Origin of the sequence: Streptomyces sp. Ncost-T10-10d, from assembly GCF_900091955.1 — a bacterium.
Classification (GTDB): Bacteria; Actinomycetota; Actinomycetes; order Streptomycetales; family Streptomycetaceae; genus Streptomyces.
The window spans coordinates 25,629-40,016 of record NZ_FMDF01000030.1 but is presented as its reverse complement, the minus strand read 5'-3'; the positions used below and the strand labels follow the sequence as shown (position 1 = coordinate 40,016).

The 14,388-nt window shown below is 68.9% G+C and carries 16 protein-coding genes; 9 read left to right on the top strand and 7 right to left on the bottom strand.

The window, feature by feature from the left end; all coding sequences use genetic code 11:
- Positions 1-30 precede the first annotated feature (30 nt).
- Positions 31-789, top strand: coding sequence for an endonuclease/exonuclease/phosphatase family protein (locus GA0115254_RS02495; protein WP_093893604.1), 759 nt, complete (start codon positions 31-33; stop codon positions 787-789).
- A gap of 42 nt (positions 790-831) precedes the next feature.
- Here GA0115254_RS02495 and GA0115254_RS02490 read toward each other — a convergent pair whose 3' ends face one another.
- Both GA0115254_RS02490 and GA0115254_RS02485 read right to left on the bottom strand, forming a co-directional pair.
- Entirely contained in the window at positions 832-1,554 is a 723-nt protein-coding gene (locus GA0115254_RS02490; protein ID WP_093893603.1) for a hypothetical protein, read from the bottom strand.
- Positions 1,547-2,326, bottom strand: coding sequence for an alpha/beta hydrolase (locus GA0115254_RS02485; protein WP_093893602.1), 780 nt, complete (start codon positions 2,324-2,326; stop codon positions 1,547-1,549). The genes GA0115254_RS02490 and GA0115254_RS02485 overlap by 8 nt, the downstream gene beginning before the upstream one ends.
- 194 nt (positions 2,327-2,520) lie before the next feature.
- Here GA0115254_RS02485 and GA0115254_RS02480 point away from each other — a divergent pair, with 194 nt between their 5' ends.
- The 5 genes from GA0115254_RS02480 to GA0115254_RS02460 all read left to right on the top strand — a co-directional run bounded on the left by GA0115254_RS02480 (position 2,521) and on the right by GA0115254_RS02460 (position 7,481).
- Complete coding sequence (locus tag GA0115254_RS02480) at positions 2,521-3,264, top strand: lysophospholipid acyltransferase family protein (protein WP_093893601.1); 744 nt, start codon at positions 2,521-2,523, stop codon at positions 3,262-3,264.
- Between the two features lie 50 nt (positions 3,265-3,314).
- Entirely contained in the window at positions 3,315-4,538 is a 1,224-nt protein-coding gene (gene macS / locus GA0115254_RS02475; protein ID WP_093893600.1) for a MacS family sensor histidine kinase, read from the top strand.
- Positions 4,535-5,227 (top strand): response regulator, encoded by a 693-nt coding sequence (locus tag GA0115254_RS02470; RefSeq protein WP_093893599.1) that lies wholly within the window; start codon positions 4,535-4,537, stop codon positions 5,225-5,227. Before macS ends, GA0115254_RS02470 begins: the two co-directional genes overlap by 4 nt.
- 143 nt (positions 5,228-5,370) lie before the next feature.
- On the top strand, positions 5,371-6,399 hold the full coding sequence (locus tag GA0115254_RS02465) for a 6-phosphofructokinase (protein WP_093893598.1): 1,029 nt from the start codon (positions 5,371-5,373) through the stop codon (positions 6,397-6,399).
- Between the two features lie 80 nt (positions 6,400-6,479).
- Positions 6,480-7,481, top strand: a complete 1,002-nt coding sequence (locus GA0115254_RS02460) for a 2-hydroxyacid dehydrogenase (protein WP_093893597.1) — start codon at positions 6,480-6,482, stop codon at positions 7,479-7,481.
- A 40-nt stretch (positions 7,482-7,521) separates the two neighbouring features.
- Here GA0115254_RS02460 and GA0115254_RS02455 read toward each other — a convergent pair whose 3' ends face one another.
- Together GA0115254_RS02455 and GA0115254_RS47370 are read right to left on the bottom strand one after the other, a co-directional pair.
- On the bottom strand, positions 7,522-9,462 hold the full coding sequence (locus tag GA0115254_RS02455; protein WP_093893596.1) for an anthranilate synthase family protein: 1,941 nt from the start codon (positions 9,460-9,462) through the stop codon (positions 7,522-7,524).
- Between the two features lie 94 nt (positions 9,463-9,556).
- Complete coding sequence (locus tag GA0115254_RS47370) at positions 9,557-9,613, bottom strand: trp operon leader peptide (RefSeq protein ID WP_107408160.1); 57 nt, start codon at positions 9,611-9,613, stop codon at positions 9,557-9,559.
- Between the two features lie 103 nt (positions 9,614-9,716).
- On the opposite strand from GA0115254_RS47370, the gene GA0115254_RS02450 reads away from it, so the two are divergent.
- Together GA0115254_RS02450 and GA0115254_RS02445 are read left to right on the top strand one after the other, a co-directional pair.
- Positions 9,717-11,063, top strand: a complete 1,347-nt coding sequence (locus GA0115254_RS02450) for a class II 3-deoxy-7-phosphoheptulonate synthase (protein WP_176739947.1) — start codon at positions 9,717-9,719, stop codon at positions 11,061-11,063.
- Positions 11,064-11,232: 169 nt separating this feature from the next.
- On the top strand, positions 11,233-11,529 hold the full coding sequence (locus GA0115254_RS02445; protein WP_093893636.1) for a (2Fe-2S)-binding protein: 297 nt from the start codon (positions 11,233-11,235) through the stop codon (positions 11,527-11,529).
- A gap of 16 nt (positions 11,530-11,545) precedes the next feature.
- On the opposite strand, the gene bfr is transcribed toward GA0115254_RS02445, so the two are convergent.
- The gene (gene bfr, locus GA0115254_RS02440) at positions 11,546-12,025 is read right to left on the bottom strand and encodes a bacterioferritin (protein WP_093543851.1); all 480 of its coding nucleotides are present in this window, start codon (positions 12,023-12,025) and stop codon (positions 11,546-11,548) included.
- A 154-nt stretch (positions 12,026-12,179) separates the two neighbouring features.
- On the opposite strand from bfr, the gene GA0115254_RS02435 reads away from it, so the two are divergent.
- Entirely contained in the window at positions 12,180-12,812 is a 633-nt protein-coding gene (locus GA0115254_RS02435) for a sulfite oxidase-like oxidoreductase (protein ID WP_093893594.1), read from the top strand.
- 32 nt (positions 12,813-12,844) lie between these two features.
- Here GA0115254_RS02435 and GA0115254_RS02430 read toward each other — a convergent pair whose 3' ends face one another.
- Both GA0115254_RS02430 and GA0115254_RS02425 read right to left on the bottom strand, forming a co-directional pair.
- Entirely contained in the window at positions 12,845-13,429 is a 585-nt protein-coding gene (locus GA0115254_RS02430; protein ID WP_093893593.1) for a DUF4396 domain-containing protein, read from the bottom strand.
- Between the two features lie 100 nt (positions 13,430-13,529).
- Positions 13,530-14,387, bottom strand: coding sequence for a deoxyribonuclease IV (locus GA0115254_RS02425; protein WP_093893592.1), 858 nt, complete (start codon positions 14,385-14,387; stop codon positions 13,530-13,532).
- Between the last annotated feature and the right edge of the window lies 1 nt (position 14,388).

The following is a 14,388-nucleotide window of genomic DNA, read 5'->3' as shown; positions in this document are numbered from 1 at the left end:
GCGGCGGGCGTCCGTCGTATCGTGAGACGCATGGTCCTGACGCCACTGCCCGACTCCCGTACCGAGCCGGATGGTTCGGCCGTCATCAGAGTGCTCAGCTACAACGTCCGGTCGATGCGCGACGACCGCGAGGCACTGGCCCGCGTCATCAGCGCCTGCGCCCCCGACCTCGTCCTCATCCAGGAAGCCCCGCGCTTCTTCCGCTGGCGCAAGCGCGCCGCCTGGCTCGCGGCCCGCACCGACCTGGTCGTCCTGAGCGGCGGCGCCGCGGCGGCCGGGCCGCTGTTGCTCTGCTCGCTGCGGGCCACCGTGGAGCGGACGGAGGACGTGCTGCTGCCACTCAGCCCCGGACTGCACCGCAGGGGCTTCGCCACGTCGGTGGTACGGATCGCGGGCACCCGGATCGGTCTGCTGAGCTTCCATCTGAGCCTGCAGCGCGACGAACGCCTGGCCCAGGCGCAGATGCTGCTGGAACGGCTGGACGCGATGGGCGTCGAGCACGCCATCGCGGCCGGGGACCTCAACGACGTACCGACCGGGACCGCGTTCAGGCGGCTGGCCGGGCGGCTCCAGGACTGCTGGGCCGTGAGGCCGTGGGGTGGCGAGAACACCTTCTCGCCGGACCATCCGCGGCGGCGCATCGACGCCGTGTTCGCGACGGACGGGATCGAGGTGCTCGGCTGCGGTGTCCCCGCAGGGCTGCCCGGTGTCACCGACGCGGACCTGCGGGCGGCCACGGACCATCTGCCGGTGCTGGCGGCACTACGGGTGCCCGCGACCAGGCCCTGAGCTGCACGGCAACAGCGCAAGGCCACCTCGACCGGCCCGATCTCAGACCACCGCTCCGCGCCCCGGATCGTCGCCGTCCTCGTCGTCGTCCTCCATCCGCGCCACCAGCGTGACGAAGCCGCCCAGGAATCCGCCGACGCAGATCGTCGTGAGCCACCACGTCATGTCCCACCTCAGCAGCACCGCGACCAGCATCAGTACCGGGCCGCCGACGACCGCGAGCCAGGCGAACTTCGCCGTGACATCGGCCTCGGGCAGCGGTGGCGGCTCCGGAGGGACGAAATGTCCCTCGTCGCTGTCGTCGATGTCGCCGTCCTTCGGCTCCTCGACCTCGTAGTCGCGCGGACCGGCGACGCCGGGGGCGAACACGATCGAGCTGCCGAGCGGCTTCTCCGGCGGTTTTGGGGTCTTCTTCCCGACCCCCTTGTCCGGATCCAGGACGCTCGACTGATCGTCCTCCAGCAGCGCGAGATCCTCGATCGACCTGAACGGCTTGGCGCCCGGCGGGTCCGGCGGCTCGTCGCCGTAGCCCGCCACGATCGCCTTCCACACGGCGTCCTCGTCGATCGGCCGGTCGGACCGCTCGCCGCCGTCGCCCGGCGGCACTTTCCGGGCAGCGGCATCCTCGGGACCCGTACCGTCGTCCGGTACGGACGTTTCCTCCGTGGGAAGAGCCGCTCCCTCGGTGGGGAGGGCAGCTCCTTCCGCGGGCAGGGGCTCGCGTCCCTCCTCGCTGCCCGCGCGCTCCGCGTCGTGCTCAGCCACCTGACGTGCTCCCCTTCTTTCCTGCGCTCGGAGCGAGGCGGCCGATGAACCGGTAGCTCTCGTCGAAGATCCGCTCCGCATCGTGGTCCAACGTCGCCACGTGGTAGCTCTGTTCCAGCAGGATCTCCTCGACATCCGTCGACGACACCCGGCTGAGGATCCGGGCCGAGTCGGCGGGCGGCACCACATGGTCCTGCGGGCTGTGCAGCAGGACGATCGGCTGGGTGACCTGGGGCAGCTCGGCGTCGACCAGTCGGAAGAAATTCCGCAGCGAATGCGCCGCGTGCAACGGCACCCGGTCGTACCCCACCTCGGCGGAGCCCTCCAGGGCGATATCGCTCGCCAGCCCCTTCGTCGTCCGTACCAGGTGGCGGGCGACCGGCAGCGCGTACGCCGCCAGACCGTGCACCTTGTTCGCCGGATTGACGAGCACCAGACCGCTGATCGTGTCCCCGTGTTTCGCCGCCAGCCGCAGCGTGAGCGCTCCGCCCATGGAAAGCCCGAAGACGAAGACCTGGCTGCACTGCTCCAGGAGGGCGCGCAGCTCCCGGTCCACCTCCGCGTACCAGTCCTGCCAGCCCGTGAGCTGCATGTCCTCCCAGCGGGTGCCGTGACCGGGCAGCAGCGGCAGCGAGACGGTGAGCCCGCGCTCCACCAGATAGTCGGCCCAGGGGCGCAGCGACTGCGGGGAGCCGGTAAATCCGTGACAGAGAAGGACGCCGGCCTCTCCGCCCTCGTGGCGGAACGGCTCGGCTCCAGGCAGGACCGGCACCGGGGTCTCCTGTTCGTGAGGCTCGAAGGGGAGCGAAAGGGGGAGTGCAGAAGGATTACTTCACCGTACGCGACCGGACCGACACCGACCAGGGCCGTCACGGCCCCAGCCGCCGCCTCGGCTCCGTGCCGGGCGGGAGCGCGGACGGCCCCACGGGTTAAGGTCTGTCGGACAGCACACAGGAGGCACCCGAGTTGATCTACGGCGCAATGAAGTTCTCCATCGGCGGGTCGTTGAAGCTCGCCTTCAGGCCATGGGTGGAGGGCCTGGAGAACATCCCCGCGCAGGGACCGGCGATCCTCGCGAGCAACCATCTGTCGTTCTCCGATTCCTTCTTCCTGCCGGCCGTCCTGGACCGCAAGGTCACCTTCATCGCCAAGTCCGAGTACTTCACCGCGCCCGGCGTGAAGGGCAAACTGACCGCCGCCTTCTTCAAGGGCGTCGGCCAGCTCCCGGTGGACCGCTCGGGTGCCCGAGGCGCCGGCGAGGCGGCCATCAAGGCGGGCATCGAGGTCATCGAGAGCGGCGGGCTCTTCGGCATCTACCCGGAGGGCACCCGCTCGCCCGACGGCCGTCTCTACCGCGGCAAGCCCGGCGGACTCGCCCGGGTGGCGCTGGCCACCGGAGCGCCTGTCATCCCCGTCGCGATGATCGACACGGAGAAGATCCAGCCGCCGGGCCAGGTGATCCCCAAGCTGATGCGTCCGGGGATCAGGATCGGCAAGCCGCTCGACTTCAGCCGTTACCACGGCATGGAGGGGGACCGCTTCATCCTTCGCTCGGTCACCGACGAGGTGATGTACGAGATCATGAAGCTCTCCGGCCAGGAATACGTGGACATCTACGCGACCGCCGCCAAGCGGCAGATCGCCGATGAGGCGAAGCGCCGCGCCGAGGAGCAGAAGCAAGCGGCCAGAGAGTCCGGAATGCAGGGATGACGGAACGGTCCGGCGCGTAACCGCGTCGTTTCCGTCCGGGGGGTGGGGAAATGGCCAGGCGCGAGCGGGTCGTGCGCATGTCGGTCGAGCAGCCGCTGTGGAGTGCGCTGACTGCGTACCGCATTCTGACGATGCTCTACGCGATCCTGCTGGCCGTCTTCGGCCGGGACAGGTACGACCGGCCCTGGGTGGCCATCGTCTTCCTGGTGGTGATGGCGGCCTGGACGCTCGGCACCCTTCCGAAGGTCGCGGGCGCCGTCGCCTGCACCAAGCGTTTCCTCGGCGCCGACCTGGCCCTCGCCCTCGTGGGCATCCTCCTCACCCCGCTCGCCGACTTCGAGGCCCAGCACGTCGACGGTCCGACGCTGCCGTCCATCTGGACCGCGGGCTCCGTGCTGGCCTTCGCGATCAAGGGGGGCTGGCGCTGGGCGGCCTTCGCCTCCACCTTCGTCGCCGTCGCCAACATCATCGAGCGCGGCGAGCCCAGCCGGGACACCTTCCACAACGTCCTGCTGGTCTGGGTCGCCTCCATCGCCATCGGTTACGTCGTCGAGGTGGCCAGGGCCAGTGAGCGCACCCTCGCCCGCGCCCTGGAGATCGAGGCCGCCACCCGCGAGCGGGAACGGCTGGCCCGCGACATCCACGACAGCGTGCTCCAGGTCCTCGCGATGGTGCAGCGGCGCGGCACGGCGCTGGGCGGCGAGGCCGCCGAACTGGGCCGGATGGCCGGGGAGCAGGAAGTCGCCCTGCGCACCCTGGTCTCCAGCGGTCTGGTGCCCACCACCCGAGTCTCCGAGGACGCCGCCGAGGGCGCCGTGGTCCGCAGCGTGGAGGTCGACGACGAGCCGTCCGGGCAGGCCGACTGCGATCTGCGCTCCCTGCTCGCCCCGCACGCCGGCTCCCGGATCAGTTTCGCGGAGCCCGGCGCACCGGTGCTGCTCGCTCCCGGGGCGGCGAAGGAGCTGGCAGCCGCTGTCAGTGCCGCCCTGGACAATGTCAGGGTCCACGCGGGGGAGAATGCCCAGGCCTGGATCCTCGTCGAGGACTGGCCGGACGAGGTGATCGTGACGGTCCGGGACGACGGCCCCGGCATCCCGGACGGGCGGCTCGCCCAGGCCGAGGGCGAGGGACGGATGGGGGTCGCCCTGTCGATCCGGGGGCGGCTGCGTGACCTGGGCGGCACGGCGGAGTTGATTTCGGTGCCCGGCCAGGGCACCGAGGTCGAGTTGAAGGTTCCGAAGGTTTCACGGGGGAAGGCGGGATCAGCAAGATGAGCACGGAGAACATCCAGGGTGCCGAGGAGCGGACCATCAGGGTGATGGTCGTCGACGACCACCCGATGTGGCGCGATGCAGTCGCCCGCGATCTTTCCGAGTCCGGTTTCGAAGTGGTGGCGACCGCCGGTGACGGGCCGCAGGCCGTCCGCAGGGCGAAGGCCACCACCCCCGACGTCCTCGTACTCGACCTCAACCTGCCCGGCATGCCCGGCGTACAGGTCTGCAAGGAACTCGTCGGCTCCCACCCCGGACTGCGCGTCCTGGTGCTCTCCGCGAGCGGCGAGCACGCCGACGTACTGGAGGCGGTCAAGTCCGGCGCCACCGGCTATCTGCTCAAGTCGGCCAGTACGCAGGAGCTGACCGAGGCCGTGCGGTCCACCGCCGTCGGCGACCCCGTCTTCACCCCGGGCCTCGCCGGACTCGTCCTCGGCGAGTACCGCAGGCTCGCCTCCGACCCGACGCCCGTCGCCTCCGACGAACCCAAGGCCCCGCAGCTCACCGAGCGCGAGACCGAGGTGCTGCGGCTGGTCGCCAAAGGGCTCTCGTACAAGCAGATCGCCGAGCGTCTGGTCATCTCGCACCGCACCGTCCAGAACCACGTGCAGAACACCCTGGGCAAGCTCCAGTTGCACAACCGGGTGGAGCTCGTGCGGTACGCGATCGAGCGCGGCCTCGACGATGCCTGAACGCGCCGGAGCGTGCAGCTCCGCACCTGTGAGACCAACCGCCCCGTAACGCAACGGATTTGACCTTCCACCCCATCCCTGAGTGACCTGGATCACGATTAACGTGGTGGTCGGGGGGCTCACTTCGGCGAAGGGATGCTTCCATGCGGGTCGGAGTACTGACCGGGGGCGGCGATTGTCCCGGGCTCAATGCGGTCATCCGCGCCATCGTCCGCAAGGGCGTGCAGGAGTACGGCTACGACTTCATCGGATTCCGGGACGGCTGGCGCGGCCCGCTGGAGGGCGAGACGGTGCCGCTCTCCATTCCGGCGGTGCGCGGCATCCTGCCGCGCGGCGGCACCATCCTCGGTTCCTCGCGCACCAATCCGCTCGGCGCGGAGCACGGCGTCCGCCGGATCAGGGACAACCTCGCCAAGTACGAGGTCGATTCGCTCATCACGATCGGCGGCGAGGACACCCTGGGCGTGGCGGCGACCCTGTCCGACGAACACGGCATCAAGTGCGTGGGCGTTCCCAAGACCATCGACAACGACCTCTCCGCCACCGACTACACCTTTGGATTCGACACGGCTGTCGGGATCGCGACCGAGGCGATCGACCGGCTGCACACCACCGCCGAATCCCATATGCGCGTTCTCGTCGTCGAGGTGATGGGCCGTCATGCGGGCTGGATCGCGCTCCACTCGGGACTGGCCGGCGGTGCGAATGTCATCCTCATCCCGGAACAGCGCTTCGACATCGATCAGGTGTGCGCCTGGGTGACCTCCCGTTTCAGGGCGAGCTACGCACCGATAGTGGTGGTCGCCGAAGGGGCCATGCCCGCGCAGGGCGAGATGATCCTCAAGGACGGATCGCACGACTCCTTCGGTCACGTCCGGCTCTCCGGTGTCGGCGAATGGCTGGCCAAGGAGATCGAGAGCCGCACCGGCAAGGAGGCCAGAACGACCGTCCTCGGCCATGTCCAGCGCGGCGGCACCCCCAGCGCCTTCGACCGCTGGCTGGCCACCCGCTTCGGCCTGCACGCGATCGATGCCGTGCGGGACGGCGACTTCGGCACGATGGTCGCCCTGAAGGGCACCGGCATCATCCGGGTGCCGATCGCGGAGGCGACCGCCCGGCTCAAGACGGTCGACCCGGCCCTCTACGCGGAAGCAGGTGTCTTCTTCGGCTGAGCGGCGCACCGGGGGCATGGGCCGTATATTCGCGATGACCGGCCCATGCCCCCTGATCTGCACAATGAACGGGAGAAGTCATGGAAATCCTGGCATTCGGTGTGCAGTCCGACGAGAAGCCGCTGCTCGAGAAGGCGTTCGCCGGACAGCACGAGGTCCGTTGCCTGGACGTCTTCCTCACCAGGGACACTGCACCGATCGCGGCGGGCTACGAGATCATTTCCACCAGCGTCAACGCGGATCTGAGCAGCGCCGTCCTGCAGACCCTCGCAGCGGGTGGCACGCAGATGATCGCCCAGCGCTCCACCGGCTTCAACAACATCGATCTCGATGTCGCCGAGCGGCTTGCCCTGCGGGTCGCCCGGGTCTCCTTCTACTCGCCCTACTCGGTCGCGGAATTCGCCTGGACGCTCGCGCTGGCGGTCAATCGCCGCATCATCCGGGCCGCGAGCCGCACCCGCGATTTCGATTTCCGGCTCGACGGCCTCCTCGGCCGGGACATGCACGGCCGCACGGCCGGGGTGATCGGTACGGGCAAGATCGGCGAGGCCTTCACCCGGATCGCCCACGGCTTCGGCATGAAGCTGCTCGGCTGGGACATCGTCGAGAACCCCGCCTGCGCCGGGCTCGGCATGGAATACGTGGACAAGGAACAGCTCCTCACCGATTCCGACCTGATCAGCCTGCACGTTCCGCTGCTGCCTTCGACGCACCACATCATCGGCAAGGACGCCCTGGCGCACATGAGGGACGACGCGATCCTGATCAACTCCAGCCGCGGCGGACTCATCGACACCAGGGCGCTGGTCGCCGAGTTGCGCGCGGGCCGTCTTCTGGGTGTCGGGCTGGATGTGTACGAGGCGGAGGCCGGGCTCTTCTTCCTCGACAAGTCCCTGGAGGGCATCGACGACGACACGCTCGCCCGGCTCGTCACCTTCCCGAACGTGATCGTGACCTCGCACCAGGCGTACTACACCCAGGACGCCGTGGACCAGATCATCGACGCCACCGTCCAGAACGTCGCCGACTATCTGGCCGACCGCCCCAGCGACAACGTCCTCGTCCCGGTGCTTTCCCGGTGAAACGGGACCCCGGAGCTTCTCCGGGGTCCCCGCGCCCCCTTCAGCCGGCCACCGGCAGCCCTGCCAGCAGCCCGGCCACGATCGTCGCGCCGCGCAGTGTCAGCACCGACTCCGGGTGGAACTGCACCGAGGCGAAGCCCGGCCCGCGCAGCGCATGCAGTTCCCCGGTCGCCTCGTCCAGGCTCGCCTCGACACCGTGTGCAGCCAGCTCGGTGACCGCGCCGTCGTCACAGCGCGCGGTGAAGCTGTTGTAGAAGCCGACCGTCTCCGGCCGCCCGAACAGATCGATCCGGGCCTGCGTGCCCTGGTACGGCACGGTCTTGCGGACGATCTCCAGACCCAGCTCCGCCGCGATCAGCTCATGGCCGAGGCAGACCCCGAGCAGCCCGTGCCGGTGATCACGGACCAGCTCCGCGGCGAACTCGCGCAGCAGCCGCATCTTCGGGTCGGTGGTGTCACCCGGATCCCCGGGCCCGGGGCCCAGCACGACCGGACCCTCGTGTGCCCGTACGCGCCCGCGCAGCCCCGGCTCGTCGTAGCGGTGCACCGACACCTCCAGCCCCGAGGAGCGCAGCAGATGCGCCAGCATCGCGGTGAAGGTGTCCTCACCATCGATCACCAGCGCATGGCCGGACAGCTCGTGCGTACGCTCCTGCATCCGCAACCAGAACGGCGCGAGACCGTCGCGCCGGGCGTCCAGTGCCGCCTGCACCCGCGGGTCGGCCGCCAGCTGCGGAGGTGCCGCCTCGGCCCGGGGCCGGCCCGGCCGCACCCCCAGCGCGGCCAGCACGCCGGCCGCCTTCGCATGGGTCTCGGCGACCTCGCTGTCCGGATCGGAGTGGCGTACGAGCGTCGCCCCGACAGGGACCTGCAATTGCCCGTCGGCCGAGATGTCGGCGGTACGGATCAGGATCGGTGAGTCCAGGGTCTGCGCCCCGCCCGGCTCCTGCCGCAGCAGCGCCAGCGCGCCCGCGTAGTAGCCGCGGCCGCCGGGCTCGTACCGCTCGATGACCCGGCAGGCGTTCTGCACGGGGGAGCCGGTGACCGTCGCCGCGAACATGGTCTCCCTCAGCACCTCCCGCACATCCAGCGAGGAACGCCCGCGCAGCTCGTACTCCGTGTGTGCGAGATGGGCCATCTCCTTGAGCCGCGGCCCGACCACCACCCCGCCCATGTCGCCGACGGTGCACATCATCTTGAGTTCCTCGTCGACCACCATGGAGAGCTCGTCCCTCTCCTTGTGGTCGGAGAGGAAGGCCAGCAGATCCTCGGCGGTCGGCCCCTCGGCGGGGTAGCGGTACGTGCCGCTGATCGGGTTCATCACGACCGTCCCGCCGGACATCCGCACATGTACCTCGGGGCTGGCACCGACGAGCGTCCGCCCACCCGTCGCCCGTTGCCCCGACGACGAGCGCCCTTCGGGCCCGCTGTCACCTGTGTGCACGACGAACGTCCAGTACGCGCCACGCTCACCGGCCAGCAGCCGCCGGAAGAGGGCCAGCGCGTCGGCCCGGCCGAAGCCGGGGATCTCGCCCCGGAAGGTCCGCCGGATGACGAAGTTCGCTCCCTCTCCCTGCCCGATCTCGTCCTCGATGACCCGCCGGACGATCCCGGCGTACTCCTCGTCGGGGACGTCGAACGCGCCGCCCTCGACCCGCACGTCATGGACCGGCAGGTGGTCCAGCACCTCGGCCAGCGGCAGCTCGTACGTCTCCTCCGCGGCCAGCACGGACAGCGGCGTCCCGTCGTCGCGCACATCGAAACCGCGCTCGGCGATCTGCCGGAACGGCACCAGGGCGAGCGAGGGCAGCGCACCGACCGGGAGGTCGGCGAGCCGGTCCACTTCCCGCACCCGGCCGATCAGCACCTCGACGGTGTCCTGGTCGTGGCCGGGGGTGCGCCGGCGCAGCAGCGCGAACGGCGGGCAGTCGTCACCAAGAAGCCTCTCGATGACCAGGTCGGTGCGGTGAGGCTGAGACATGGGGGGTGTTCCTTCCGGATGGAGGAACGGCTCCCTGAACACAGAGAAGGCCGCCCCTCGGGCGGCCTTCGCGTGGTCTGTTGCGCGCGATCGATCAGTGGGCCGCCGGATGAGCGGTCCACCACCAGTTCTGGTTTGTCTGCGCGAACATGTTCCGAACCCTAACGGATGACCACGTCATCCGAGCGCGCGTCTCAACTATTGAGCCTACGGATGGACGCACCGCCGAACCCCGTAGTGTTGTCGGTGTGACCGTGAACGCCAATACCTCTGTCGCCGGTGGCAACACCTGGCGAGACCTTCCCGCGGCGCAGCAGCCCGAGTACCCCGATGCCGAGGCTCTGCGCGATGTACTCGCGGACCTCGCGTCTTATCCGCCGCTCGTCTTCGCGGGCGAGTGCGACCAGCTGCGTGCCCGCATGGGAGCCGTCGCCAAGGGCGAGGCGTTCCTGCTGCAGGGCGGTGACTGCGCCGAGGCCTTCGACGCCGTGTCGGCCGACCACATCCGGGCCAAGCTGAAGACGTTGCTCCAGATGAGCGCCGTCCTGACCTACGCGGCCTCCGTGCCCGTCGTCAAGGTGGGCCGGATCGCCGGGCAGTACTCCAAGCCGCGCTCCAAGTCGACCGAGACCCGCGACGGCGTCACCCTGCCGACCTACCGCGGCGACTCCGTCAACGGCTTCGCCTTCACCGAGGAAGCCCGCGTCCCGGACCCCGAGCGGCTGAAGCAGATGTACCACGCATCCGCTTCCACGCTGAACCTGGTCCGTGCCTTCACCACCGGCGGTTACGCCGACCTGCGCCAGGTGCACGCCTGGAACCAGGACTTCGTGAAGTCGTCGCCGTCCGGCCAGCGCTACGAGGCGCTCGCCCGCGAGATCGACAACGCGCTGAACTTCATGAAGGCGTGCGGTACGGACCCGGCCGAGTTCAAGGCGGTCGAGTTCTACTCCTCGCACGAGGGGCTGCTGCTGGACTACGAGTCGGCGCTGACCCGCACCGACTCGCGCACCGGTGAGCTGTACGACACCTCCGGCCACATGGTCTGGATCGGTGAGCGCACCCGCCAGATGGACGGCGCGCACATCGAGTTCGCCTCGAAGATCCGTAACCCCATCGGCATCAAGCTCGGCCCGACGACCACCGTCGACGAGGCGCTCGGCTACATCGAACGCCTCGACCCCGAGCGCGAGCCGGGCCGACTGACCTTCATCGTCCGCATGGGCGCCGACAAGGTCCGCGACAAGCTCCCCGACCTGGTCGAGAAGGTCACCGCCTCCGGTGCCACCGTGGCGTGGGTGACCGACCCGATGCACGGCAACACCTTCGAGGCCGCCTCCGGCCACAAGACCCGTCGCTTCGACGACGTCCTCGACGAGGTCAAGGGCTTCTTCGAGGTGCACAAGGGTCTCGGCACGCACCCGGGCGGCATCCATGTCGAGCTCACCGGTGACGATGTCACCGAGTGCGTCGGTGGCGGACACGAGATCTTCGTGGACGATCTGCACCAGCGCTACGAGACGGCATGCGACCCGCGGCTCAACCGCAGCCAGTCCCTCGACCTGGCGTTCCTGGTCGCCGAGATGTACCGGGACCAGTAGGCATCACCGCGGGCAGCGCGCGTACGACTGTGGGGCACGGATCGATGTGATCCGTGCCCCACAGGGCGTTCGAAGGCTTTCAAGGGCTTGGAGCGCCAGGTAAGGTTAGGTTGGCCTCACCGAATGATGGGGTGGCGCCGACGACCGATCCCGCCGGGAGGTGAACCGCATGTACGTCTGCTCGTGCTTCGGCATTACGGAGAAGCAGGTCAAGGAACATGCGGAAGCCGGGGCGTGCACGCCCCGGCAGATAGCCTCCGCCTGCAAGGCGGGCACGGACTGCGGCGGCTGCGTCCGCGCGATCCAGGCCGTGCTCGGCCGAGGCGCCTGCCCGCGCCGCGAGCTGATCGACCGGAAGCGGACGCCGGGCACTGCCGCCGAGGCCGACACGGACACCGTCCCCGAGGTCGATCCGGGTATCGCTCCCGGCATCGCCCCGGGCATCCGGCTCCCCGAAGCGGCCTGACCCGCCGGGCACCCTCCTAGCTGTCGGGCTGCTCGATCTGCTGGGCGATGTAGAGCGGCTCACCGAGCTTCTCGACCAGCTCCAGCTGGGTGTCGAGGTAGTCGATGTGGTGCTCCTCGTCCTCCAGGATCGACTCAAAGATGTTTGCGGACGTGATGTCGCCCTTGCCACGCATCAGCTCGATCCCGCGCTTGAGGCGGTCGATCGCCTCCACTTCGACCTGGCGGTCGGCCTGGAACATCTCGGTGACGGTCTGACCCACCCGCACGTGGAACAGCCGCTGGTAATTTGGCAGTCCATCGAGGAAGAGGATGCGGTCCGTGAGGATCTCGGCGTGCTTCATCTCGTCGAACGACTCGGAGCGGGTGTACTTCGCGAGCTTTGTCCAGCCGAAGTTGTCCTGCATCTTTGCGTGCAGGAAGTACTGATTGATCGCGGTCAACTCGGCGGTCAGCTGCTCGTTCAGGAACTCAAGGACCTCGGGGTCGCCCTGCATTGCAGAGGCTCCTTCCAACCGGTGAACGGGGCAAGTTGGCCGCATCCTCGCACCGCACCAGGTGATCGTCCAGTAAGTACATGCTTAGTACGAGTTGCCCGAATTGACCTCGCCCTGGTCGGGACCACCCCTGCCTGTCTGTCACCATGGAGTCATGGGTCAGCCGGAAAGCCGGGAAAACAGCGCGTCAGAGCAGTCCGAGCTTCCGCCGGGACAGCGACTCCAGCGTGGTTGGCCGGTTACCCACTACGGGCCCGTCCCCAAGTTCAAGCCCGACCGCTGGGAATTCCGGGTCTTCGGGGCCACAGCGGACGGCGAGAAACACTGCTGGAACCACCAGGAGTTCTCGGTACTGCCGTTCACCTCGGTCGTCGCCGACCTTCACTGCGTCACCAAATTCAGCATGCTCGGCGCCGAATGGGGCGGGGTGCTCGCCCGCACGGTCCTGGAACTCGCGCCACCCGCACCCAACGTCACCCATGTGATGGTCTGGGCCGAGTACGGGTTCAGCTCGAACCTTCGCCTCTCCGACTTCGCCTCGGACCGAACACTTTTCGCCACCCACAAGGGCGGCGAGCTGCTCACTGCCGAGCACGGCTTCCCGCTCCGGCTCATCGTGCCGCACCTCTATGCCTGGAAGGGGCCCAAGTGGGTCCGGGGTGTCGAGTACATGACGGCCGACCGTCGCGGCTTCTGGGAGGAGCGCGGCTATCACAACATCGGCGACCCGTGGCGCGAGCAGCGATACTCCTACCAGGAAGAGCCCGGGGACGGCCCCGAGCTCTGACCTGACGGCGCCCGGACCGGCCCGGTTCGCCCTCAGTGGTGGTACTGATGCACCACCGCGTGGCCCTTGCCGCGGCCGATCATCCACTTGTTGACCGGTGTGGTGACGACGAAGGCGACGGCGAGCGAGAGCGCGAGCGCTCCCCAGAACAGCGTGTCGGAAAGAGTGGCGTCCATGGCGCCCGGCCACAGTGCGATCACGCCGTTGTCGATCAGCTCCATCACCGCGATGGAGAGCGTGTCGGCGGCGAGGGCGACCCGCAGGGCCGTACGGAAGTCGACGCCCGCCTTCCGGATGGAGCGCAGCGTCAGCGTGTAGCCGAAGAAGAAGGCCAGGACGATCGCCAGCACCATCGTCTCCATGTTGCCCCAGCCGAGCGCCGTGCCGATCACCATGCCGAGGATCTCGCCGATGGCGCATCCGGTGAGGCAGTGCAGAGTGGCCTGCGCGGCCATGGCCCAGCCGGCCTTGGTGGGGTGGTGGCCGGTGTGGTCGGCGTGACCTGAGTGGGCTTCGTGCTCGCCATGGTCTACGTGCCGACTGTGATCTGTGTGCTGCCCGTGCTGCTCGCCCCGCTCATGGTGGCTGTGCTGCTCGTGCTGTGTGTCGTGCTTCATGGCGATCCCCCAATGCCGAGTAACGGTTCCTGTCGACGGCAAGAACCGTATACCCCCATGGGGTATTCCTCAACCGGGGATATCGGTGCGGGGCGAGGTGCTAGCCCCGGTCACGCAGCCGCTTCAGTCGCGACACATCTGCCGCATGCCCCTCCTTGCCGCCCGGCGTCTCGATGATCAGCGGTACACCGGCGGTCGCCGGATGAGTGAAAAGCTCCTGGAACGGCTTCTCGCCGATGTGCCCGGTGCCGATGTTCTCGTGCCGGTCCTTGTGGGCTCCCGCCACGTCCTTGGAGTCGTTGGCATGGATCAGTTTCAGCCGGCCCTCGCCGACCGTGTCCACCAGCAGGTCCAGTGTCCGGTGCATACCCTCGGGGACTGTCAGATCGTGGCCTGCCGCGTAGATGTGGCAGGTGTCGAGGCAGATGCCGAGCTTGGGGTGGGCGTCGAGTGCATCGAAGTACGGGCCGAAGTCCCAGGTCCGCGAGCAGAGCGAGAACCCCTGCCCGGCGGTTGACTCCAGCAGCAGATACGGGTCGTCGTCGTGCGTCAGCTCGTCCAGCAGCGGCCGCATGTGCGTGCGTACCTGTGCGAGGGCCTGCTCGCGCGGCCGGCCGCCCGTCGCCGATCCGGTGTGCACCACGACGCCCAGGGCGCCGATCTCGCGGGCCCGGCGCAGTGAGTGGCGCAGCGAGTCCACGGACTTCTCGACGGTGGCCACGGTGTGCGAACCGAAGTTGATCAGGTACGGGGCGTGGACGTACGCCGGTATGGAATCGGCGGCGCACTCGGCGCGGAACTGCTCGTCCTGGGCCGGGTTGCCGACGGGCGTCGCCCAGCCGCGCGGGTTGGCGACGAAGACCTGGACGGCCTCCGCCCCCATTTCGCGGGCGTAGGGGAGGCCGACCTTGGCGAGGCCGCCGGCCACGGGGACATGGCCGCCGACTGGGTTGCGCATG

Bases quoted from the DNA above. Each gene is read 5' to 3' on its own strand.
- GA0115254_RS02430 (WP_093893593.1), bottom strand. From the start codon at position 13,429: ATGAAGCACGACACACAGCACGAGCAGCACAGCCACCATGAGCGGGGC.
- GA0115254_RS02460 (WP_093893597.1), top strand. From the start codon at position 6,480: ATGGAAATCCTGGCATTCGGTGTGCAGTCCGACGAGAAGCCGCTGCTC.
- GA0115254_RS02425 (WP_093893592.1), bottom strand. From the start codon at position 14,387: ATGCGCAACCCAGTCGGCGGCCATGTCCCCGTGGCCGGCGGCCTCGCC.
- GA0115254_RS02445 (WP_093893636.1), top strand. From the start codon at position 11,233: ATGTACGTCTGCTCGTGCTTCGGCATTACGGAGAAGCAGGTCAAGGAA.
- GA0115254_RS02435 (WP_093893594.1), top strand. From the start codon at position 12,180: ATGGGTCAGCCGGAAAGCCGGGAAAACAGCGCGTCAGAGCAGTCCGAG.
- GA0115254_RS02495 (WP_093893604.1), top strand. From the start codon at position 31: ATGGTCCTGACGCCACTGCCCGACTCCCGTACCGAGCCGGATGGTTCG.
- GA0115254_RS02465 (WP_093893598.1), top strand. From the start codon at position 5,371: ATGCGGGTCGGAGTACTGACCGGGGGCGGCGATTGTCCCGGGCTCAAT.
- bfr (WP_093543851.1), bottom strand. From the start codon at position 12,025: ATGCAGGGCGACCCCGAGGTCCTTGAGTTCCTGAACGAGCAGCTGACC.
- GA0115254_RS02470 (WP_093893599.1), top strand. From the start codon at position 4,535: ATGAGCACGGAGAACATCCAGGGTGCCGAGGAGCGGACCATCAGGGTG.
- macS (WP_093893600.1), top strand. From the start codon at position 3,315: ATGGCCAGGCGCGAGCGGGTCGTGCGCATGTCGGTCGAGCAGCCGCTG.
- GA0115254_RS02455 (WP_093893596.1), bottom strand. From the start codon at position 9,462: ATGTCTCAGCCTCACCGCACCGACCTGGTCATCGAGAGGCTTCTTGGT.